The organism is Rhodocytophaga aerolata (genome assembly GCF_030503435.1).
Lineage (GTDB): Bacteria > Bacteroidota > Bacteroidia > Cytophagales > 172606-1 > Rhodocytophaga > Rhodocytophaga aerolata.
This window is the reverse complement of the sequence record NZ_JAUKPO010000001.1, coordinates 125,420-148,737: the sequence shown is the minus strand read 5'-3', so window position 1 is coordinate 148,737 and position 23,318 is coordinate 125,420. Positions and strand designations below refer to the sequence as shown.

At 43.2% G+C, this 23,318-nt stretch carries 14 protein-coding genes; 10 read left to right on the top strand and 4 right to left on the bottom strand.

Features of this window, described 5'->3' with window-relative positions:
- Positions 1–47 precede the first annotated feature (47 nt).
- The gene (locus Q0590_RS00580; protein ID WP_302035522.1) at positions 48–2,633 is read left to right on the top strand and encodes a ligase-associated DNA damage response DEXH box helicase; all 2,586 of its coding nucleotides are present in this window, start codon (positions 48–50) and stop codon (positions 2,631–2,633) included.
- A 32-nt stretch (positions 2,634–2,665) separates the two neighbouring features.
- Here the strand turns inward: Q0590_RS00580 and Q0590_RS00575 are convergent, their stop codons facing one another.
- Positions 2,666–3,661: an ROK family protein gene (locus Q0590_RS00575; RefSeq protein WP_302035521.1), complete on the bottom strand. Its 996-nt coding sequence runs from the start codon at positions 3,659–3,661 to the stop codon at positions 2,666–2,668.
- 316 nt (positions 3,662–3,977) lie between these two features.
- Here Q0590_RS00575 and Q0590_RS00570 point away from each other — a divergent pair, with 316 nt between their 5' ends.
- Complete coding sequence (locus Q0590_RS00570) at positions 3,978–5,975, top strand: KUP/HAK/KT family potassium transporter (protein ID WP_302035520.1); 1,998 nt, start codon at positions 3,978–3,980, stop codon at positions 5,973–5,975.
- Positions 5,976–6,031: 56 nt separating this feature from the next.
- Here Q0590_RS00570 and Q0590_RS00565 read toward each other — a convergent pair whose 3' ends face one another.
- On the bottom strand, positions 6,032–8,020 hold the full coding sequence (locus Q0590_RS00565; protein WP_302035519.1) for an LruC domain-containing protein: 1,989 nt from the start codon (positions 8,018–8,020) through the stop codon (positions 6,032–6,034).
- Positions 8,021–8,569: 549 nt separating this feature from the next.
- Here Q0590_RS00565 and Q0590_RS00560 point away from each other — a divergent pair.
- Complete coding sequence (locus Q0590_RS00560) at positions 8,570–9,940, top strand: M20/M25/M40 family metallo-hydrolase (protein ID WP_302035518.1); 1,371 nt, start codon at positions 8,570–8,572, stop codon at positions 9,938–9,940.
- 40 nt (positions 9,941–9,980) lie between these two features.
- Here Q0590_RS00560 and Q0590_RS00555 read toward each other — a convergent pair whose 3' ends face one another.
- The gene (locus Q0590_RS00555) at positions 9,981–11,357 is read right to left on the bottom strand and encodes a GH1 family beta-glucosidase (protein WP_302035517.1); all 1,377 of its coding nucleotides are present in this window, start codon (positions 11,355–11,357) and stop codon (positions 9,981–9,983) included.
- 11 nt (positions 11,358–11,368) lie between these two features.
- Positions 11,369–12,418, bottom strand: coding sequence for a glycosyltransferase family protein (locus Q0590_RS00550; RefSeq protein WP_302035516.1), 1,050 nt, complete (start codon positions 12,416–12,418; stop codon positions 11,369–11,371).
- Between the two features lie 47 nt (positions 12,419–12,465).
- On the opposite strand from Q0590_RS00550, the gene Q0590_RS00545 reads away from it, so the two are divergent.
- From Q0590_RS00545 to Q0590_RS00515, 7 genes are all read left to right on the top strand, one after another.
- The gene (locus Q0590_RS00545; RefSeq protein WP_302035515.1) at positions 12,466–12,648 is read left to right on the top strand and encodes a hypothetical protein; all 183 of its coding nucleotides are present in this window, start codon (positions 12,466–12,468) and stop codon (positions 12,646–12,648) included.
- A 453-nt stretch (positions 12,649–13,101) separates the two neighbouring features.
- Complete coding sequence (locus Q0590_RS00540) at positions 13,102–13,680, top strand: RNA polymerase sigma factor (protein WP_302035514.1); 579 nt, start codon at positions 13,102–13,104, stop codon at positions 13,678–13,680.
- A gap of 162 nt (positions 13,681–13,842) precedes the next feature.
- Positions 13,843–15,336, top strand: a complete 1,494-nt coding sequence (locus Q0590_RS00535) for a PAS domain-containing sensor histidine kinase (RefSeq protein ID WP_302035513.1) — start codon at positions 13,843–13,845, stop codon at positions 15,334–15,336.
- 215 nt (positions 15,337–15,551) lie between these two features.
- On the top strand, positions 15,552–16,583 hold the full coding sequence (locus Q0590_RS00530; RefSeq protein ID WP_302035512.1) for a FecR family protein: 1,032 nt from the start codon (positions 15,552–15,554) through the stop codon (positions 16,581–16,583).
- Between the two features lie 512 nt (positions 16,584–17,095).
- Entirely contained in the window at positions 17,096–20,224 is a 3,129-nt protein-coding gene (locus Q0590_RS00525; RefSeq protein ID WP_302036272.1) for a SusC/RagA family TonB-linked outer membrane protein, read from the top strand.
- Positions 20,225–20,284: 60 nt separating this feature from the next.
- Positions 20,285–21,805, top strand: a complete 1,521-nt coding sequence (locus Q0590_RS00520) for a SusD/RagB family nutrient-binding outer membrane lipoprotein (RefSeq protein ID WP_302035511.1) — start codon at positions 20,285–20,287, stop codon at positions 21,803–21,805.
- A 99-nt stretch (positions 21,806–21,904) separates the two neighbouring features.
- Positions 21,905–23,269, top strand: coding sequence for an enolase C-terminal domain-like protein (locus tag Q0590_RS00515; RefSeq protein ID WP_302035510.1), 1,365 nt, complete (start codon positions 21,905–21,907; stop codon positions 23,267–23,269).
- Positions 23,270–23,318: the final 49 nt, after the last annotated feature.

Below are 23,318 nucleotides of genomic sequence, written 5' to 3'. Positions count from 1 at the left end.
TTGTGTCCTCTTGAGGCGCTTGTTTTGCTTTTATTTTCAATAAACGAATGATGTTACCTCAGCAATCGTTATCGCCTGCATATGAGTTACTTTTGAAGTGGTTCGAGTCCAATGGCCGCAAACCTTTTCCTTTTCAGGAAGAAACCTGGCAGGCCTATCTAGCTGGTAAAAGTGGTTTGTTAAATGCTCCCACAGGTAGTGGTAAAACCCTTGCTTTATGGGCTGCCTGTCTGATAGAGTTTATGCAAAGGCAGCCAGATTACTGGATGCCCCGTAAAAATGGCCTGCAAATTCTCTGGATCACACCGTTACGGGCGCTGGCTAAAGATTTGCAAAAAAATATGCAAGCCGTATGCGACGAACTAACTATTGCCTGGCAAGTGGGTTTGCGTACCGCTGATACATCCAGCCATGAACGGCAAAAACAAAAGAAAAACCTGCCTGAATGTTTAATCACGACTCCGGAGAGTTTGCATCTGCTATTGAGCCAGAAAGAGAGTAATAAATTGTTTCAATCGCTAAAAGGCATTATTATAGACGAATGGCATGAATTGTTGGGAACCAAACGAGGTGTGCAGACAGAACTGGCTCTTGGCAGGCTAAGAGCTATGCAGCAAATGCACAATCCGGATGCAATACCTTTAAAAACGTGGGGTGTGTCGGCTACTATTGGTAATCTGGAGGAAGCGTTGCAGGTGTTGCAAGGTACACCGGCAGAGCCGGATTCGCAAACCAATGCGTTGGTAAATTTTCCTGAAAATAGGCATCGTAGCAGGAGGATGGCTGAAAACTATAGTATGCCACAACCTAACAAGGCAGTTATTATTAAGGCCGATATTTACAAGCCGCTACACATAGAATCTATTCTGCCAGACGATGTTCGGGAGTTTCCCTGGGTCGGCCAGTTGGGGTTGAAACTGATTCCCAAACTGATTCCTATTATTGAGCAAAGCCAAACTACGCTGTTATTTACCAATACCCGGGCACAAACAGAAATATGGTACCAGCATATATTGCTGGAAGCGCCGGAACTGGCAGGCGCCATAGCTATGCACCATGGCTCACTGGACCGGGCTACCCGCGATTGGGTAGAAGAAGCTATAGCCACCGCTAAACTTAAGCTGGTAGTTTGTACGTCCAGCCTGGATTTGGGGGTGGACTTTCAGCCAGTGGAAACCATTATCCAGATAGGTAGCCCTAAAGGAGTGGCCAGGTTCCTGCAGCGTGCCGGAAGAAGTGGCCACCAGCCGGGTTCGTTGAGTAAAATTTATTTTGTGCCTACCTATTCTCTGGAACTGATAGAAAGCGCAGCCTTACAAGAGGCGATTCGAAAAAAGTATACAGAAAACCGTTTGCCTCTTTCCAAACCTATGGATGTACTGGTGCAATACCTGGTAACTATAGCGGTAGGAGATGGTTTTTATGAAGATAAGCTTTGGCAGGAAATCCGATCTACCTATGCTTATCGTAACCTTACTGAAACTGAATGGCAATGGGCACTAAATTTTATTACAACTGGTGGTAAAAGCTTAGGTGCTTATGATGAATTCTCTAAAGTAGATATCCGGGAAGATGGTTTGTTCCATGTGGCATCCAGAAAAACGGCTATGCGACACCGGCTTTCTATTGGCACTATTGTAAGTGATCCTGTATTGCGCTTAAAATACTTAAAAGGTACAGATCTGGGTACGATCGAAGAATCCTTTGTTTCCAGGCTGGAGCCGGGAGATGTATTCTGGTTTGGCGGTAAAAATCTGGAGTTTGTGCGCATACGCGAAATGACTGTATGGGTACGCAAAGCCACCAGCGGTAAAGGGATTATTCCCAGATGGAGTGGCAGCCGGCTTTCACTTTCATCAGATCTTTCGCAGGTAATTCGCCAGAAACTGGAGGAAGCCAGCGAACAAAAGGCAAGCCAGGTGGAACTGCAAGTATTACAACCGCTGCTGCGTGTACAGCAAAAACGGTCGTTGTTACCTGCCAGAAACGAGTTACTTATAGAAGTACTCCAAAGCCGGGAAGGCCATCATGTATTTGTCTATCCGTTTGAAGGCCGGCAGGTACACGAGGTGTTATCTGCCCTGGTAGCTTACCGGATCAGTAAAATAAAGCCTATTTCTTTTTCAATAGCCATGAATGATTACGGGTTTGAACTGCTGTCAGATATAGAAATACCCATTGAAGAAGCATTACAGCAAAATGTTTTTACTACACAAAATTTACAAGTTGATATAGAGCAAAGTGTAAATGAAACGGAAATGGCTAAGCGGCGTTTCCGGGAAGTAGCCGCTATTTCAGGGTTGGTATTTATGGGTTTTCCCGGTAAACTTATCAGCAGTAAACATCTGCAGGCTTCTTCGCAATTATTATTTGATGTATTTCAACAGCACGAGCAAGATAATTTACTTGTAAAGCAGGCCTATGAGGAGGTATTACATGTCCAGCTGGAACAAGATAGGTTGCAACAAACGCTTGAGCGGATAGCCAGTCAGCAGATACAGATACGATATACAGAGAAGGCAACCCCTTTTGCCTTTCCGATAATGATAGACCGGTTGCGTCAGCGGCTAAGTTCTGAGAAGCTGGAAGATAGAATAGCTAAAATGCAATTACAGGTACAAAGGGGCTTATAGGCATACGCTTTGTCGTATGCCTATAAGTTTACTTATAACTGAGGTCTTTTATCCAGTTCATTCCAGATAAGTGCACTGGCTCCCAACACAGCAGTGTTTGCTCCGGTTAAGCCAGAAACCAGTAGTTTTACTTTATCTTTAAAAATAGGCATCATGTATTGCTCCATATACTTATGGGTAGGTTTCAGTAAATGTGCTCCGGCTCTGGTTAATCCACCAAACAAAATAATAGCTTCGGGGCTGGTAATGGCCACTGTATCGGCGAGTTTAAGCCCTAATAATTTACTGGTATAGTCAAATGCTTCAATAGCTATTTTATCGCCCCGTAAAGCGGCTTCTGTAATCATTTCTCCGGTAAGGTCATCGAAACTAATACGGCGCATTTCACTATCTTCGGTATGGTCGGCCAGTAGTTTATACACTGTGCGGCGGATTCCGGTAGCTGAGACATAGGTCTCCAGGCAGCCTACTTTTCCGCATCCGCACATACGTCCTTCAGGGTTCACGGTTACGTGGCCTAGTTCACCTGCAAATCCATCAGCACCATACATAATATCTCCGTTTACCACAAATCCACTTCCCAATCCGGTACCCAACGTAACTACCAGAAAATTTCTCATCCCTTTGGCTACGCCAAATTTCATCTCTCCCAAGGCAGCTGCATTGGCATCATTGGTAAGAGCAGCGGGCACCCCATAATGCTTTTCTAGAATAGATGCGAGTGGAACAATCTCATTCCAGTTCAGGTTTGGTGGCATTTCTACGGTACCTTTATAATAGTTGCCATTGGGTACGCCCATGCCAATTCCCTTCATTACACAGGTATCTGAAATTTTGGCAAACATTCCATCGGCTGTCGAATATAACCGCTGAAGAAAAAGCTCTACTTCTTTGGAAGGACCAACTTCTGTTAATGCTTCTGTTGGCATAGTGGCTGCTACCAGACAGTTACCCTCCCTGTCAACAAAGCCTAATTTTGTATTGGTACCTCCAATGTCAATCCCTAAAACAACCTCTGTTTTGCTCATATCTAGTAAAAAGTGTTTGCTGTGTATATATAAATGTGTTTCTTAATCAGCCTTTGAGAGGGTTTGCTTTATGTGCTGTTTTTTACTAAATACGTATAAAACTTTCAGTAAACAGGAGAAGTTGAACCCATAAAACTCACTCAAGCGTGAAGTTATAAAGAAATTAAAATACAAAGAAGATTGGTTTTGATATTTATCCAATTGCGCCAATAAATTATGGAAAACGAGACACCTTTATTTTATAAAATAAGTATACGGTAGAGGGAATCAAGTTCTGTATCTATATTTCCTTTAGCCACTAATCATTATTTTAACAATGGCAGTCATTACATCTGTGGAGACGTCAAATAAGCCAGACCATACCAAAATTCATCATTCCCATGCAGAAAATCTCTCTAAAATAAGTGCCGCCGGGTTACTGGTTGCGTTAGGTATTATCTACGGAGATATTGGTACTTCTCCTTTGTATGTACTTAAAGCCATTATCGGTGAACGGGGGCGTATCCAGCAAGACCTGGTCTATGGAGGTATTTCTTGTATATTCTGGACTCTTACTCTGCAAACTACTTTCAAATATGTAATTCTTACGCTTCGGGCAGATAACCGGGGGGAGGGGGGTATCTTTTCTTTATATGCCCTGGTTAGGCGCCATGCAAAATGGCTGACGATTCCGGCAATTATTGGAGGAAGTGCCCTGCTAGCTGATGGTATTATAACTCCCCCTATATCTGTGTCTTCTGCCATTGAAGGGCTGCAAATCTTGTATCCCGATATTCAGACCATTCCTATTATTATTGGTATTCTTACGCTGCTATTTTTGTTACAAGGCTTTGGGACTAAGTTTGTTGGGAAGGCTTTCGGGCCAATGATGCTGATTTGGTTTCTGATGCTAGGCCTGCTAGGTATTATTTCACTTCTGGCACATCCGCAAATCTTGCAAGCTGCCAATCCATACTATGCCTACCAATTGCTAACGGTATACCCGGGAGGCTTCTGGCTATTGGGTGCCGTATTTCTATGTACTACCGGGGCAGAAGCCTTGTATTCCGACCTTGGGCATTGTGGCCGGGGCAACATCCGGGTGAGCTGGGTTTTTGTAAAAACCTGCCTGCTGCTGAATTACTTTGGACAGGGGGCCTGGTTAATTACACAAAATGGCCAAAATTTGCAGCAAAACCCTTTTTATGCTATTATGCCTTCTTGGTTTCTCATAGTGGGGATCATCATTGCCACACTAGCTGCTATTATTGCCAGCCAGGCATTGATTTCCGGTTCGTTTACGCTCATTGGAGAGGCAATCCGTCTCAACTTATGGCCTAAAGTGCGGATTCTTTATCCGACCCTTTCTAAGGGGCAGGTATATGTACCCAGTGTAAATAAGTTACTTTGGGCAGGGTGTATAGGCATCGTATTGTATTTCAGAAGATCAGAGAATATGGAGGCAGCTTATGGCCTGGCTATTACGGTAACTATGCTGATGACGACCTTGCTCATGTTCTATTACTTGTATACACGCCGCTTTCCTCTCTGGGCAGCAGGTTTGTTTCTAGTTGTTTACTTAACTATCGAGTTGTCTTTCCTGATCGCTAACCTAATTAAGTTTCCGCATGGGGGCTGGGTATCGCTGGCTATAGGGCTGTCATTGGTTATGGTGATGTATATATGGTTGCGGGCAAATAAAATTAAACAACGATTAACTGAGTATGTACCTCTGCAAGCATATATTCCCCAGTTAAAAGAATTGAGCAGTGATTTGAGTGTGCCAAAATATGCCACACATTTAGTTTTTATGACTAATGCTTCCAGGCAGCAGGAGATTGAATCTAAAATTATTTACTCTATTTTTCAGAAGCGGCCTAAGCGGGCAGATATCTACTGGTTTGTGCATGTAGATACAGTAGATGATCCATATACGATGGAATACAGTGTGCAGACACTAGCAACTGATGATATAATCCGTGTTCACTTTAAACTAGGTTTCCGGGTAGCTCTTCGCATAAATCTGTTTTTCCGGAAAGTAATAGAAGATATGGTGAAAAATGGCGAGGTAGATGTTACCAGCCGTTATGAATCGTTGAACAAGCAGAATGTAACTGGCGACTTCCGCTTTGTGGTACTGGAGAAGTTTTTATCCTATGAAAATGAAATGCCTTTTATCGAGCGGTTAATTATGGAAGCCTATTTTTTTATCAAAGGATTTACCACTCCGGAAGACCGTTGGTTTGGCCTGGATACCAGTTCGGTTAAAATTGAAAAAGTACCACTTATTATTAAACCTGTGGAAAATGTGGCGTTGACAAGGGTAGATAAATAAGCTTACAAGCCTGCTATACATTAGCAGGCTTGTAAGCTTATTTTAAGAAGGATACGTTACTTTGTATAAACTTTATTGGCGTCCCGGTAGCCTTCCTGGCTTAGGTACCAGTCGGCATATGAACTTCCGTTACTGATTGCCCATGGTGAAAACTTCAAGTAAGTATCAGTAATAGCCGCCATTTCTATAGGATACTGGAACTGTCCTACTGGCAAATGCAAGGCAAAAGGCATCCCTTCTTTTGTTTTATAATAAACGCCATTACTTGGTTTGCTACCATCATCTTTTGTGCCCAGAAGTAAGGCATTTGCTTTGGAAGTAGGTGCATATCCTGGCAAGTGTACCTCATATCCGCGGTTTTGGTCAGCAATCAGGAAAGGATTGAAAGGAGCAGCTCCCAGATCTTCCATACTAAGTGTTCCATGAAAAGTAGTGGTAAGAGTTATGCTTGTACAGGCTACTTTAGGCATTTTCATATACGTATTGATCATGGCATCCTGTCCGGGAGGTATCAGGTCAAAAGCATTTTCAAATACTAGGATTGTGGCTTTTTCCTGTCCGCTTTCCAAAATAGTCTTGTTGTGAGAACTGCTTATACTTTTTATCTGGGAAGGCGTAAGTTTAGTCATTTCAAAGCCAAATCCATTTTTATACCGAGCCCCAATAGCCAGCAGATCAAAGGTTGAATTCATCTCTACTACCTTATTCTGGCTATTAGTCACTATTACATGTTTATAGTTCACCACCAGGTCATTCATATCAAAGTCGCCTTTGTTGGGCCATAAATCTTCAAAAGCTAACGTGCCTACAGAAGAATTGTTATATGACTTAGTAGGGTCATCGGGGTACTGGTCGTCTTTATCTGGCGTACCGTCTTTATCTTTATCATCTACTACATCTGTTACCGGTGGTATGTTGTTATCATCTACGGCATTGGGTACATCAGCTGTTACACAGAAAATTACATCATTAAAATCTTCATCTGATCCGTACTCGCGGCGCATGTCTTCAAAGGCCAGAATATACTTGCTATTATAGTTCAAAAGTACATTGTATTGCTTTTTACCTTCGGCGCCGGCATTCAGGGCAGGGTTAGAAAAAAGTAATTCCTGGTTTTCAGAAACTTCTGTCCCATTCCATCCTTTGGTTACAATGAAGAATCCAATGCCAGTACCTGCCGGGATTTTCTCGGGTAGTTTAACTTTATTTCCCGAAGCTAGCCCACCCCCGCTACCTGTAAAAGACGCATTTGGGAAAACAATGGTCTTTTTAGTAATCTGACTAATAGAGGTAGGAGGCGCATTTAGCGGATATGTATAATACCCCAGTGCATTTTTATTGAAAGCTGCCTCACTTATGAATGTTATAGTAATAAAAGCATCTTTTACTACCGGCATATCCAATGAAAGTTTAGGGTCCAGATAATCCGGGTTTACTTTCTTTTTTTCTGGTAAACTATTGTTAATAGCCGTAAGCAAGCCTGCACTTACTACTTCATTAGGAAGAGAAAGATAATTCGGCACTCCCAGACTGTTAAAGTTACCTAAATAAGTAAATTTACCGGCTTCTGTACGGGCATTGGCTGTGGAGGCAAGCCTGCTTCCGCTGGTTGAACTTACCGGACTGAAAGTATATTGAATGCTGTTGTTGCTTACCGGCACTACTACTTTGTCTAACATTCCTGCATAGTTACTCACTACTAGAACCTCTTTTATATAGGAAGGTATAGCCGTAAATCCTGAGAACTTACCGGCTTTATCAATCCCTCCCTGTAAGAGCAAACTTCCTCCTTCCTGTGGATCTTTGTCGAAAATCTGGATATTGGACATCGCTACAGCTTTACCCTGGCTATCTTTTGCCGCAATAGAAATACTTACGTCAGTAGTGGTAGTATAATTAAAACTTTCACTTACCTGTAAATCCGGAGTCTTGCCGGTAGGCTGTGCAGGTTCTTTAACATCACAGGCATATATACCAGAGGCCAATGCAAACAGGAGAGCTGCCCGGCTAAGTGGATACAGCTTACTTTTATAAGTCGGGGACATGTGTTTTCGTAGTTAATAGTATCATAAGATTCGTAAAGGGAGCCAGCTTCCCTTTATACAATAGCAGCATACAGAGGTAACTTTTAGGGCTACTTTGTTCAAATTCTATAGTCTACTCACCTGAGGATACACGCAAAAAAAGGCGGATAACTAAGCCATTACTACTTATAACTAGTGGAAATAAACAAAAACAGGCCTTTTTGTCGTCTTTTTTAACTTCTTACTCCAAACTTACTCCAACTTAGCAGCGAATACCGAAGGTAAGATTTCATTACAATTATTATTACTAACAGATAGCAGACCTGTTTCTTCGCAGGTCTAGTTTTTGGATCAGCCTAGCGTTTTTGTAAGAGCAGCTGAGGCATTGGTTGTATTTTCACTAACAGTCTGGTATTATATCATTAACACTGGTATGCTATTATGGCGTTTATATATAGCATATGCATTGTTGTAGCACTAATAAGATGAGCATACAGCAATACCAGGTAGTTTTATTTATATGAAATAAATATTGTATTAACTTTCAGCAAAAAAATTATTGCCCGACTAATGAAATATATAGTAGCCCTGATTGCATTTTTCTGTAGTATCTCTGCTAATGCACAACAGAAAGACGAAGAGGTAATTCAAAAGATTTATTCTGAAACGCTTACGCATAGCAAAACCTACGACTGGCTTCGGTATTTATCTAAACATATTGGTGCTAGGCTCTCTGGTTCTCCGGAAGCGGCTGCAGCCGTAGAGTTTACCCGTCAGCTAATGGATACACTTGCCTTAGACAGGGTCTATTTGCAAGAAGTAATGGTTCCTCATTGGGTACGTGGTGAAAAAGAATACGCAGCCATTATAAATGCTAAAAGTATAGGGACTAAACAGGTAAATGTATGTGCTTTGGGAAACGCAGTTGGCACTGGTCCGGCGGGGCTTACGGCAGGTATCGTAGAAATTAAGAACTTTGAGGAATTGGCTAAATTAGGAAAGAAGGCCATAAGTGGTAAAATTGTATTTTTTAACAGAGCATTGAGTAGTACCCATTTTGATACGTTTGAAGCCTATTCTGGAGCAGTAAACCAGCGTAGTTCCGGTGCTTCAGAAGCGGCAAAATATGGAGCTGTAGGGGTAGTCGTCCGCTCAATGACTACTTCCCTGGATGATGTACCACATACAGGTGCTTTACGGTATGCAGCCGATTTACCAAAATTACCAGCTGTAGCCATTAGTACCAACGATGCAGACTTACTGAGCAGTTTGATTAAAGGGCAAACAGATTTGCAGTTTCATTTCCGGACCCATTGCCAGATATTGCCAGATGTACGTTCATATAATGTAGTTGGCGAAATAAAAGGAAGCCAGCATCCGGAAGAGATAATTGTTGTAGGTGGTCATCTGGATTCCTGGGATTTAGGCGAAGGAGCTCACGACGATGGTGCTGGTTGTGTACAGGCTATAGAGGTGCTGCGGGTGATGAAATCGTTAGGCATAAAGCCTAAACGGACAATACGGGCTGTTATGTTTATGAATGAGGAAAATGGGTTACGTGGGGGGACCAAGTATGCAGAACTAGCTGCCAAAGAAGGAAACAAACATATAGTGGCCATTGAGTCAGATAGAGGGGGATTTACTCCCAGAGAATTTTCGGCAGATACCACGCCGGAAAAGTTAGCAAAAATGGCAGCCTGGATACCTTTATTGAAACCCTATGGTATTTCCGATATAGGTGCGGGCGAGGGAGGGGCAGATATTGGTCCTCTGAAGCCACTAGGTACCGCTCTAATGGAATTTGTGCCAGATCCTCAGCGGTATTTTGATGTTCACCATACAGCAGAAGATACTTTTGAGAAGGTAAATAAACGGGAGCTGGAACTTGGCGCCGGAGCTATGACTGCACTGGTTTATTTATTGGCAGAATATGGGTTATAGTGCGGGTAACTAATATATAGCATACAGTTGCTGCTATAAATTAACTTTTCAAAAAATCTCTATACCAGTACCCTGAGGATTTAATAATACGCTGTTGTGTAGGAAAATCTACATACACCAGGCCGAATCTTGGATGATATCCCATAGCCCATTCAAAATTATCGGTAAAGGTCCACACAAAATAACCGTCAACCGGCACACCTTCTTGTTTAGCCCAGAGGACCTGGCGAATGTGATCTTGTAAATAGTTAAGTCTTTGTTTGTCATGTACCTGGCCACCCTGGACTACATCCGTAAAAGCAGCGCCATTTTCAGTTACAATAATTTTTTTCAAACCATATCTGGCATATTGTTTCAGCATCTGGTAGATAGATTCCGGATACACTTCCCAGTTCATTACTGTAGTAGGTACACTCCGTTTAGTAGCTTTCACAAGATCGGCCTGGATGAAGGGCATAAGCCAGGTATGCGATACGATTTCACGGGTGTATACTTGCAGGCCAATAAAATCAAAATCAAAGGAGAGCAACTTTTCATCGCCAGGTTTCATGTATTTTTCTATCCGTTGCAGAAAGGGTAGCTCTTTTACAGGGTATCCCAGGCCAAGCGCAGGTTCCAGAAACAGGCGGTTCAGCAAGGCATCTATCCGGATGGCGGCATTCTGGTCTTTTTCAGTGTTGCGGTGAGGTTCTATGTAGGATGCAGAAAAGGTAGTACCTACCTGTGCTTTGGGCTGCCACTCTTTCAGTATGCGGGCACCTGCTGCCTGGCAAAGCGTAGCATGATGCACCGCCGGAATAAAATTTTTCATCCATCGTCTGCCTGGTGCATGAATTCCCAGGAAATGCCCTGCCCCGGTAAATACCATAGGTTCATTCAATACCATCCAGTGCTTTACCCGGTCACCAAAATGTTTGATGCAAACCTCTACATATTCGCTAAACCAATTTACTACATCCCGGTTTGTCCATCCGCCTTTTAGCTCCAGAGCCTGCGGCAAATCCCAGTGATAGAGCGTTACCCATGGTTCAATGCCTAACTCCAGACAGTGGTCAATCAGGTATTGATAGAAATCTATTCCTTTAGGGTTAACAGGATGCACACCGCCAGGCATTATCCTTGACCAGGCAATGGAGAAGCGGAAGTTAGCAATATGTAGGGCCCGCATAAGCTGCAGGTCGTCCTGGTAGCAGTGATAAAAATTGCAGGCGGTGTTGCCATGCTGGTTAAGATAGGTATTGCCTTTTTTATTACTGAAAACATCCCAGATAGAGAGTCCTTTACCATCTGTCTGGTAGGCTCCTTCTACCTGATAGGCCGCTGTGGAAACTCCCCATATAAAATCGGTGCCAAATTGCTTTTTGTGTAGTATGCTTTCTGGTATAGGCTCTGCAGAACCCTGCGTTCGGTCAATCATGCTGGAGGTAACTATACAGGCTTTATACGTAGCGGTTTATCCCAGAGGTACTCTGGTAGAGCAGGGGTAGAAAGTGGCAGGTGGGTATGCAAAATAGTATCAATAACTTGTTGAGTAATATCCGGATAATTTACCTCTATAATTGTCTGACTCTCCAGCCATTCATAGATAGCATCTGTATATTTGACATGAAGTTTTTTTATCACCGGTACGCCCATTTTTTTCAGGGCGGCTGCATTGCATTGCTGCTCGTATTGATTCTTCATGGGAATAACCAACAATTTTTTCCGCAGATATAAGGCTTCAGCTGGTGTTTCAAAACCGGCACCACACAGAATACCCCGGCTAGCTGCCATGCTTTCAATAAAGGCGGTATTGTTCAAAGGCCGCACCGATACATTGCCAAGTGTAAATGCCGACTTATTATGTTTTGAAAATACTTCCCATCGGACCTGCTTAAAACGGCTTAAAAAATTAAACAAACGGCCATCGTCATAGGCAGGTAAATAAACGGTATAATGCCCTTTGTCTTGAATGAGTGCCTTGCGGATTTGCTGGCGGATAACTGGCGTATAGATAGTTGGGTCGTATGCTTCAAAATGAAACCCGTAGCCAGCCGGCACGGGCGCATAATTTTTTAGAATAAGCCTGCCTGCCAGATCATCTTCTTTAGGTTTGGGAGCAAAAGGAGAAAGGACTGCACGCTGATGGCTCAGCCCAATACAAGGTTTACCTGTTAATTTAGCTGCCCAGGCAGATACCGGCTCAAAATCATTAATAATCAGATCGTACTGGCTAACAGGTAGTTTGGTAATTTCACTGATAAATTTGCGGCTGTTGGCTCTCAGCAAGGTTTGTTTAAGGTCTACGCCGCCTTTTTTGCCAAACACAAAGCTTAAGCCGTTTAATCGGTATTTTACCGGATAATCCAGAGAAATATCTGCCTGCGTGCCACTAATAAGTACATCCAGTTCCGCTTTTTTATCCAGAAGAGGAATAATGTCGCGTGCCCGGCTCAAATGTCCGTTACCGGTGCCTTGCAGGGCATATAATAGTTTCATACGGCTTGTTTAAAATTTGCATAGCTGACTGACAGGCACTAAAATAAATGAAATACACGCCTGATATACAGCTTAAGTGGTGCATAACGTATGGCAAGCCGGAGGAGAAATACTCTTTCCTGAAAAAACTGGCGGGTGCTGCTAGCTATGTTCATGGCTATGGAAGGTTAGGTACAAGAATTATTGCTATAGATCATGTCTCCATTTATACCCTAAAAATAGCCTGCTAATATAAATTGAATATTATGGCTGAGTGAAGTTTTAATTATCTCTCACGCAGTTTCTGCTATAGTCCTGCTAATTATGTGCTCCACTAGCTAAGCCCGGAAGCCTGATAACAAATGGTTTCTTCCTTTTTTCTGTGGAAGGGATGTGCCGTTTTGTTCAAAACGAATAGATATTTTCATAGTGCTTATTTGGCATGCTGCACCAATTTGACAAACATTTTATAAATAAATCTACTGATCTCTTGTATTATATTTTTAAATTTTATAATATTCCTAATAATAATAATTTGTTTTATAATGCCTATTTAGCCAGCGGAAAACAGTGATTTTTTGGAGAGATAACAGGCCTCGTCCAATCACAAAAAAGAGAAGCAGCCTGTAGGTATCAGGCCGCGTTGCTGGCTTACTAATTTGCCGGTAGTATTACAACCTGTATACTCTTAGGAGAAAAATGATATGCATACAAACCATTCCTCCAAAGAAGATGCCCTGACATGGCTCGCCCTGAAAAATGGCAGCGAAGCTGCTTTTGAGCACCTTTATGACCAATATTTTCCAAAGCTGTATAATTATGGCATGCGTATCTGCCAGGATAAAGCCTTGGTGAAAGATTGTATACAGAATGTGTTTGTAGAGCTATGGCATAAAAGATCCGGACTAAGTACAGTTACTTCAGTAAAATACTACTTGTTTACCTGTTTGCGGAGAAGATTAATAAAAGAACTAAGCCGGCAAACAAAATATATCCATAGCCAGGAACCCGATGAAGAGTACCATTTTGAAGTAACTTTTTCGCATGAATTCCTGCTGATTACCAGCCAGATATCTAAAGAAAACCAGGAACGTTTGCAGCAGGCTTTTGACTCGTTAACCAAAAGGCAAAAAGAGGCGGTGTTTTTACGCTTTTATGAAAACATGGATTACGAACACATAGCCGAATTACTTTCTATGAAGGAAGTAAAGTATGCCCGTACCCTTATTTACCGCGCCCTGGACGTATTAAAGGGAAGTATCCGCAAACTGGCCACCATCTAATTAGGCCTGCCTGTTCTCTACAGCGCCTCATCTAAGAAGTATTTTTCTATAAGGTATTCCCGCTTTATGAAGTAACCAGCCAGTAACTGTAGGTTAGCAGGTTAAATTTTTTACCTTGTATAGGTGTAGACTAGTATGTAAACCAGCTATTCCTAGAAAGGTATGAATCTGGAAATAAATCAACTTTTAATTAACAGTGCTCCCGAGGGCATACTTGCGTTTGATACAGATTTTCAGGTAACTGCCTGGAATAACAAGATGGAGCAGTTTTTTCAGTTACCTGCTAAGGATGTGGTAGGCTGTAAGGTAACCGATAGCTGTATGCCAGTCCTTTTTCAGGAGAATTTTAATACTTTCTTCTATGATGTCCTTCAGGGAAACAGCTCTACTATCAGTACCATCAATTTCCAGCATAACCAGACATACGAGTTTTTTGAGATCACCTATTTTCCGCTGTTGTACGCCGATGGCGGAATAGTGATGTTTAAAGAAATCCAACTGCAGGCCCAGCTGCATAAGCTGTCCAGTAAAACCTACATTCAATTTCAGGATGTACTAGAGAGTATGGCCGATGCATTTGTAGCCCTGGATTCCAGCTGGCGTTACACCTATGTTAATAAAAAGGCAGCTGCCATCTTCAACCGCACCCAGGAATACCTCATTGGCAAACATATATGGACGGAGTTTCCGGAAGGGATCGGGCAACCATTTTATGAGGCGTACTATAAAGCGGTAAAGGAAAAAAAGCATATTACGCTTAAAGAATATTATGCTCCTTATAACAAGTGGTTCGAAAACCGGATTTTTCCTTTGCAGGATGGGGTGGCCATCTTTTTTACAGACATTACAGACAGAGTAATAGAGGAAGAAAAACTTAAACTATTAAATACCAAACTTGAAAACCAGAATAACGAACTCCAGATACAGGAAGGCATGCTGCTCGATCATCAGGAAGAATTAAAAAGAAGCATTCATGAGCTGAAAGAGCGTAATTTTGAACTGGACCAGATTGTGTATAAAACCTCACACGACCTGCGTTCGCCTTTGGTTTCTATCCTGGGATTGCTTTCTCTGATAAAAAATGAAACTGACGTTGAGCAGGTAAGAAGCCATCTGGATTTTATAGAGAACCGGGTAAACAAACTGGATGACTTTGTAAAATCAATGCTTAACTTCTCAAAAATTAACCGCATAGATAGCAAACCTGTATTCATTAATTTCCAGGAGCTGATCAGCCAGTGCTTACAGGGGCTACATTTCATTAAAGACTATGACAAAGTAGAGAAATTTATCCAGATAAGTGGGCCACCTTTTAAACAAGACAGTTTGCGAATGGAAATTGTGTTTAATAATATACTTTCCAATGCCATCAAATACATGAATCCCTATGCCAGCCAACCTTACTTGAGAATTGATATCATCGTTACCGGACAGCAGGCAAACATCACTTTTCAGGATAACGGCATAGGCATAAAACAAGAATATCTAGACCATGTGTTTGAGATGTTTGTCAGAGGAACAGAGCGGTCGGAAGGTTCCGGCTTAGGGCTGTATATTGTTAAACAAACCATCGAACGCCTAAACGGCACTATCACTATCAGCAGTGTAGCCGGAGAAGGCACATCCTTGCAATTAAGTATTCCAAACTTGGCATAATCTGCCTTGTATACCTTCTACCAAGAGGGTTTCATAAAATAGGGCTAGTCCAACATAAATCTTTCCTGTTCATTTTGTTGCAGATAGTTGCAATTCATTCAGCAATGGCCAGTAAGCCATCCGGCCTATAAAAATACTTATAATTTTTTGAGGGTAAATGCTATAAAGCTTTCTCTTATGCATACAAAAGAGACAAAGAGCTTTAGCATCAATCCATGGATTATTCTGCCTATACCGTAGAAGATTTTGTCAGTGACCCTTACTTCCGGAAATGGGTAGAAAATCCTGATCAACCTTGCTATGAGTTCTGGCAGGCGTTTATGCAGCAGCATCCTGAGAAGATTAGCACGTTGGAGGATGCCAGAGAGTTAGTGCTCTTTTTGTCATTTGATGTAGTACAACCAGCCATACAGGAGCAGCAAGAGGTAAAAGCCAGTATTTTGCGGGAGATCAGGAGGCAAAAGCATATACCCGAACCTACTAAACCTGCCTATACCCGGATTACCCATTTATTCCGGCAGCAGATGTATTGGAAAGCAGCCGTTTTGGTAGGTATACTGCTTGTAGCGGTGGTGGTACTTTATCAAACACGCCAGGCAACCAGCATCCATACAGCCTATGGCCAAACACGCATCGTTACCTTGCCCGATGGCTCTGTCGTAACCCTGAATGCCAACTCTACACTGCGTTACACAACTAACTGGGCAAAGAGCCATATCCGGGAAGTATGGCTTAGCGGGGAGGCTTTCTTCCAGGTACGGAAAAAACCAGAGTGGGGCCATGCTAAGTTTACCGTACATACCGATCAATTGCATGTGGAAGTGCTGGGAACCACCTTCAATGTAAACAACCGCCGGGGTAAAGTGCAGGTTGTGCTCAATACTGGCAAAGTACAGTTACAGCCGGTAAACAATGCACAAGATACCATAACTATGCAACCCAAAGACCTGGTAGAGTTTACGGCTGACGAAAAAGTATATGTGAAGAAGCAGGTAAATCCGGAAGAGCATAGTGCATGGCGGAACCATAAACTGATTTTCAATGAAAAATCTCTGCGCGAAATTGCCCAGGTGCTGGAAGATACCTACGGGGTAGAAGTTGTTTTCAGCGACCCAGCCTTGAAATACCGGCGGTTCACAGGAGCAATACCTAACCACGATATGAACCTGCTCCTTGATATCCTTAGCCAGTCTATGAACATTCAGATGAAGAAAAACAACCAGACTATACTTATAAAATCCGAGTGACTCATTGCCTGCTAACCTGTAGGGAAAGCAGTTAAACCCTATTCTAAACCCTTAACCTTAAATCTATGACAGTACCTGTAACCACTTGTAGTAGAATTTGCCGGAAATTAGCCTGGCTACTTTGGGGGGCTTGTTTTCTCTGTTTACCTTCAATTGCACCCGCCCAGGAGCTGGCCTTCAGCCAGGCTATGCAGGGTACGCTCTTGCCAGGCAATTCAGAAAACACTGTATCCCTGAAAAATGTGTTATCCGAAATCTCTTCACAGTATTCGGTAAGCTTCAATTACGACGCTGATGTTGTACAAAATTTGTTTGTAAGTGAAAAAGCAAAAGCAAACTTTAAGGGAAACTTCGATAAATCACTCGATGCGCTGCTGCAACCCTTAGGATTAAAATTCAAGAAAGTAGAAAAAAGCATCTACATCATTTTTCCTGCGAGCCGCGGTGCCAAAGTGTCTGAAATTAGGCAATTGCCACAAACCAGCGGTGGTGCAGCCGCTACCAGTTCAATTATGCAGCTGGTATCCTTAAAGCAGGTTCCGGCAGCTATTACCATAACCGGGAAAGTAACAGCTCAGGAAAATGGAGAATCTCTGCCGGGAGTAAACGTGCTGGTAAAGGGAACTTCTATAGGCGCCGTAACCAATGCAGAAGGTCAGTATAGTATTACGGCACCGGATGGCAATGGCTCACTGGTCTTTTCCTATATAGGCTATACCAGTGAAGAAGTGGCAATTAATAACCGCACAGTGATTGATATTACCTTGGTAGCCGATATTAAATCGTTGAGCGAAGTAGTGGTAACAGCACTGGGTATAAAGAAAGATACTAAAAAATTAGGCTATGCTGTGGCTAGTGTAACGCCGGAACAAATAAATGTAAACCGTACCCCCAACTTCATGAATGCCCTGCAAGGCAAGATGGCAGGTGTAAATATTACCTCGCTGGGTACGGGGCCTGCCGGAACCAGTAAAATCCGTATCCGGGGCCAATCCTCATTCGGTGGACAAAATAGCCCGCTAATAGTAGTGAATGGCGTACCCATTAGTAATCCAAATCAAGGGTATAATCCCAATAGCTCTGATAATAACAACAGCGCCGGTGGTATCACGTCCAGATCAGATGGGGGAGATGGCCTATCCAGTATAAATCCTGATGATATTGAATCGATGACGGTACTGAAAGGCGGGCCGGCGGCAGCCTTGTATGGAGCCCGGGCAAAAGATGGGGTAATCATGATTACCACGAAAAGCAGAGGTTCCCAGCAAGGCATTGGGGTAGAATACAATACCAATTTTACGACAGATACACCTCTGGATTTTACCGATTTTCAATATGAATACGGTCAAGGAGAAGGAGGCGTACGCCCAACGGCAGCCAACCCAACTTCAGGTGTATGGAGTTTTGGAGAACGCTTCCAGCCAGGCATGACACAAGTATTATTTGATGGCGTAGAAGTGCCTTATGAACCCGTAAGAGACCGGATTAAAAAGTTTTATAGAGTAGGTAATACCTGGACGAACACCGTCACCCTTTCTGCAGGCGGGGAAAAAGGGGGATTTAGCCTTTCTCTTTCTAACTTGGATACCAAGAGTATTATGCCTAATTCGAATTTCAACCGGAAAACGATTAATCTGGGCTTTACACAAAATGTGCTGACTAAACTCACCATTTCAGGCAACATCAATTACTCGAATGAATACAACAAAAATCCTCCTTCCATTGCCGATCAGGATTTGAGTACTCCCACTACGATTTATACCCTGGCTAACTCCATGCCTTTAGACTTACTAGAGAGGTACCGGAAAGATGCCAATGGCGATGAATATGTGTATTCCAGGTTCCGGAACCGGACAAATCCGTATTTTGCTGCTTACGACCGGTTTGAGAACATCCGCCGCGACCGTGTTTTTGGTAACATAACAGCACGGTACAATTTCACTGACTGGTTATACCTGCAAGGCAGAATCGGGCAAGATTTTTTTGCACGTGACCAGGATTATAATATACCCACTGGAATGGCCTCTTTGGGCGCTCCTCCGGCAGGCTTTGTGAACGGGCAGTATGCCCAGCAGTCCCGCCGCTTCCGGGAAATCAACGCCGACTTCTTGTTGGGGGCCAGCCGTAGCTTTGGCAGGATCGGAATTGATGCCACTTTTGGAGGAAACCAGATGTATCAGCGTTCCGACCAGAACAGTGTAGGGGTTACAAATTTTGTGGTACGGGGACTCTATACGGCAAGAAATGGTCAGCAGAAAAATCCGTTCTATGACCTGACTGAAAAAAAGGTAAACTCTTTATATGGGGCAGCGGAAGTTTCCTATAATGATGTATTGTTTGTAAACCTGACTGCCCGTAACGACTGGTTTTCTACCTTATCTCCAGCTAACCGGAGTATCTTGTATCCTTCTATTACTGGTAGCTTTGTGTTTTCCCAGGCCTTTGCCGGACTTCCAAACTGGCTATCATTTGGAAAGATCAGGGCAGGGTACGCGGAAGTAGGCAGTGACCTGGATGTAAGCCCGTATTCCAACGCTCTTTTCTATGACATAAATGCTAATTTGTTCCCTAATACGGCTGGATTAGCATCGTTGCCGCTTGGAAATATTCCTGCGGAAACAGTTCCCAATCCTGCCCTAAAGCCTATGCGGGTAGCCGAAAAGGAGTTTGGTCTGGACCTCCGGTTTTTTGAAAACCGCATTGGATTAGATGTATCGTATTATGATAAGCTTACAACCGACCAGATTGTACAGGTACAAGTATCAGATGCTTCCGGCTATCTGCGTAGGCTGATCAATGTGGGAGAAAGTAAAAACAGTGGCCTTGAAATGTTATTAAGTGTAACTCCTGTAAAAACAGCTTCTTTCCAATGGGATTTTTCCTTCAATGGATCTTATAATACAACTAAAATCTTAAAACTAGGACCTAACCCTGGCGATACGATTATCACGGTGGGCAGGGGAATTTTTGAGGGCGAACTGCGGCAGGAAGTAGGAAAACCAATCGGGCAGCTATATGCCTATGGCTACAAAACCTTAAATGGTGAACGTGTTTTTGATGCAACTACCGGACGTCCTATACGCACAGATAATCAGGTCGCCTTTGGCAGCGCTATTCCAAAATGGGTAGGAGGCTTTACCAATACGTTCAATTATAAAGGAATTAGCCTATCCTTCCTGATTGATTTTAAACTGGGCCATAAAATGATTTCTTCTACCAACTTTAACGCATGGCGGCATGGCCTGCATAAAGGTACGCTGGTGGGACGTGAACAGGGCTATGTAATAGGCGATGGGGTAAATCCAAATGGAGAAACAAACGCAGTTCAGACACCGGTTCAAACCTTTTATGAAACTGTACGGTCCAGCAACCTGTTAGGAGAATTTGTCTACAATGCCGGATTTTGGAAGCTTCGTCAGGTTACACTGGGCTATGATTTTACAAAACTGCTTCCACAAAATTTCTTTGTGAAGGGCGTCCGGTTAAATGCCGTAGCCAACAACGTAGCAATTCTTAAAAAATGGGTGCCTAATATTGATCCCGAGTCCTTTGGCTTTTCTTCTGATAACCTGATTGGCTTGGAGCATTCTGGCCTGCCAACTACTCGCAGTGTGGGCTTTAACCTGAACGTGAAATTTTAATAGGCTACCAGATAATTTATACCTGAAGAGTTGGTCTGCAATAATTTAAATGAATTAACCATGAGAAAAACAACTAAATATATCTTAGGCTTGTGTACTGCCTTAGGGATGCTGGCAGGATGTGACAATGGGTTTGACGAATTAAATACCAATAAAAACCTGGCTACCGCTATTAATCCATTGTTTTCGCTGAACACAGCCATCGTGAATACAGCCCCTCCGGGCACTACGCTTCCCTACGAATTAGCCATAGTACAGCAAATTGTGTCGCCGAACTCAGGCGTTATTGCCGGAGGAAATTTTAATGAAGATAACCGTCCGGTAACACGTGGCCTGTGGGAAAACTATTACAGGAACGTGTTGAAAAACACAGCCGATGTGATAGCCAAGACACGTGATAATCCTGCACGCTCTAATTTGTACAATATGGCCAGGATTATCCATGCAAATGCCGGCATGATCTTAACAGACACCTACGGCGACATTCCGTTTACGGAAGCTGGCCAGGGTTTTTTAAATAATGTAGTAACCCCTTCCTATGATGCACAGCAGGATATTTATGAAACTATCTTAACGGAACTGGATCAGGCTTCTGCCGGACTGGATGCTGCTAAGGCTCTGGAAACACAGGATGCATTATATGGCGGAGATATTACTAAATGGAGGCGTTTGGGCTATTCTCTGCTACTGCGGGCAGCTATGCGCCTGACTAAAGCAGATGCTGCTAAAGCCCAATCATACGCAGCCAAAGCCGCTGCAGCTGGCGTCATGCAATCTAATGCAGATAATGCGTTCATCCGTCATACAGCAGCTTTCATGAATGCCGTAGGGAACACGTTAAACTCTACTGAAGCCAATAACTATTACCTGACAGAAACCTTTGTAAAGTATTTAAAAGCAGCCAAAGATCCCCGCCTGGCTTCTATTGCGGTGAGGTATGTGGGGGCAAAAAATGGTGCAGAACAGGTAGCCGCCAGAATTAACAGAGATACTACGGTACAAATAGGGATGCCTATGGGCTACGATAATGCCTCAATCGCTTCGGTTGTTACGGCCAAAGGTCTGGCTAGTTTTTATGATTTCTCCCAGTTAGACAGAAACAGAATGGGTAGAAATGACGCACCTAATTTCCTGGTGACCTATGCACAAACACAATTGCTGCTGGCAGAAGCGGTAGTACGTGGATGGGTAACAGGAGATGCCGCCGCTTTATACACCAATGGAATTAAAGCACATATGGAACAATTGAGTGCTTACGCTGATGCAGCCGTTCCTGCTACTTCCATAGACGCGTATCTGGCGGCAAATCCGTTCGACCCGGCCAAAGCTTTAGAACAGATCAATACCCAATACTGGGTTGCCTCTTTCTTGAATGGGCCTGAAGCCTTTGCCAATTTCCGCCGCAGTGGTTTTCCAAATTTACCTCCCAACCCTTTACGCAACGACATTGATTCAGAAGATTTTATCCGCAGGCTTACCTATCCGGATGCTGAACTTTCAGTAAACTCTGGTAATTATCAGGAAGCAGTTAGCCGTCAAGGGTTGGATAGATTAGACACCCGTGTATGGTGGGATAAATAACAGCAGTAAACAAACTAATGGATGTGACCGGAACATAGCAAGTAAGAAATGGCCGGTTGCATCCATCCTCTATTAATTTTACACCTTTCTACATCATTCATGATTGATCCGGAATCAACAAAGCAACAAAACCGCCGTGACGTATTAAAAAAAATAGGCTTGGGTTCAGTGGCTGGTTTATCAGGCATGTTGGGTTCGGCAAGTCCGGGCTATGGCACAGTAAACCATTCGTATCTGAAAGGGATGCCGCCTATTAAAATCAAAAGTGTAAAGGCCATTACCACCTGTCCGCATGGTATTGAACTGATTGTAGTAAAAGTAGAAACCACCGAGCCTGGTTTGTATGGCCTGGGTTGTGCTACTTTCCGGCAACGGGCACATACGGTCGTTTCTGCCATTAACGATTACCTCAATGACTTTTGCCAGGGAAAAGATGTAGATAATATTGAAGACATGTGGCAAACCACCTACGTTAGTTCCTACTGGCGCAATGGTCCTGTGTTAAATAATGCACTAAGTGGCTTAGACCAGGCCCTGTGGGACATTAAAGGAAAACGGGCCAACATGCCGGTCTATCAGCTTTTAGGTGGTAAATGCCGCTTTGGCATAGATTGTTATGCACATGCAGACGGTAAATCGCCGGAAGAGGTGGCGGATAATGTGCAAAAATTTATGGACCAGGGTTTCCGGCATGTACGCATTCAGCCTGGTGGCTACGGAGCCTTACATATGGCGCAAAAACCGGATTTTAAAGAGGCCGGCTTTGGACACAAAGACGACAACTTTATGGATGTTCGTCCATACCTGCGCATATTGCCCAAGTTGTTTGAAGAAGTTCGAAAAAAATGCGGCGATGATGTGGAAATCCTGCACGACATTCATGAACGTATCCAGCCCATGGAGGCCATCAATGTTATTAAAGCATTAGAACCGTACCGCCCATTTTTTATTGAAGATCCTTTTTCTCCGGAGAACATTGGGTACTTTAAATTGTTGCGTCAGCAAACAGCGGTGCCCATAGCCATGGGAGAACTTTTTAATAGTCCGCATGAATGGCTGGAGCCTATTTCACAGCGGCTATACGATTTTATCCGCATTCATATTTCCCAGATTGGCGGTATTACTCCTGCCATGAAAGTAGCCCGCCTGGCCGAATGGTATAATGTACTCACTGCCTGGCATGGGCCAGGAGATGTTTCTCCGGTAGGCCATGCGGCCAATGCACATATAGATTTTGCTGTCTGGAATTTTGGTATTCAGGAGTCTGTAAATTTTTCGGATACCTTAAAAGAAATATTCCCTGGTAGCCCTTATGTAAAAAATGGCTATATGTATGTGAATGAAGCCCCAGGCCTGGGAGTAGATATCAATGAAAAGCTGGCAGCCAAATTTCCTCTGCCTGATAAGCAACTCAACAACTGGACCCAGGTACGAAAACGGAATGGCACCGCCATCCGGCCATAGAATTTTTTATCAGATGCTACGCATCTATAATAGGATATTGAACAGCAAC

Bases quoted from the DNA above. Each gene is read 5' to 3' on its own strand.
- Q0590_RS00580 (WP_302035522.1), top strand. From the start codon at position 48: ATGATGTTACCTCAGCAATCGTTATCGCCTGCATATGAGTTACTTTTG.
- Q0590_RS00575 (WP_302035521.1), bottom strand. From the start codon at position 3,661: ATGAGCAAAACAGAGGTTGTTTTAGGGATTGACATTGGAGGTACCAAT.
- Q0590_RS00570 (WP_302035520.1), top strand. From the start codon at position 3,978: ATGGCAGTCATTACATCTGTGGAGACGTCAAATAAGCCAGACCATACC.
- Q0590_RS00565 (WP_302035519.1), bottom strand. From the start codon at position 8,020: ATGTCCCCGACTTATAAAAGTAAGCTGTATCCACTTAGCCGGGCAGCT.
- Q0590_RS00560 (WP_302035518.1), top strand. From the start codon at position 8,570: ATGAAATATATAGTAGCCCTGATTGCATTTTTCTGTAGTATCTCTGCT.
- Q0590_RS00555 (WP_302035517.1), bottom strand. From the start codon at position 11,357: ATGATTGACCGAACGCAGGGTTCTGCAGAGCCTATACCAGAAAGCATA.
- Q0590_RS00550 (WP_302035516.1), bottom strand. From the start codon at position 12,418: ATGAAACTATTATATGCCCTGCAAGGCACCGGTAACGGACATTTGAGC.
- Q0590_RS00545 (WP_302035515.1), top strand. From the start codon at position 12,466: ATGAAATACACGCCTGATATACAGCTTAAGTGGTGCATAACGTATGGC.
- Q0590_RS00540 (WP_302035514.1), top strand. From the start codon at position 13,102: ATGCATACAAACCATTCCTCCAAAGAAGATGCCCTGACATGGCTCGCC.
- Q0590_RS00535 (WP_302035513.1), top strand. From the start codon at position 13,843: ATGAATCTGGAAATAAATCAACTTTTAATTAACAGTGCTCCCGAGGGC.
- Q0590_RS00530 (WP_302035512.1), top strand. From the start codon at position 15,552: ATGGATTATTCTGCCTATACCGTAGAAGATTTTGTCAGTGACCCTTAC.
- Q0590_RS00525 (WP_302036272.1), top strand. From the start codon at position 17,096: ATGCAGCTGGTATCCTTAAAGCAGGTTCCGGCAGCTATTACCATAACC.
- Q0590_RS00520 (WP_302035511.1), top strand. From the start codon at position 20,285: ATGAGAAAAACAACTAAATATATCTTAGGCTTGTGTACTGCCTTAGGG.
- Q0590_RS00515 (WP_302035510.1), top strand. From the start codon at position 21,905: ATGATTGATCCGGAATCAACAAAGCAACAAAACCGCCGTGACGTATTA.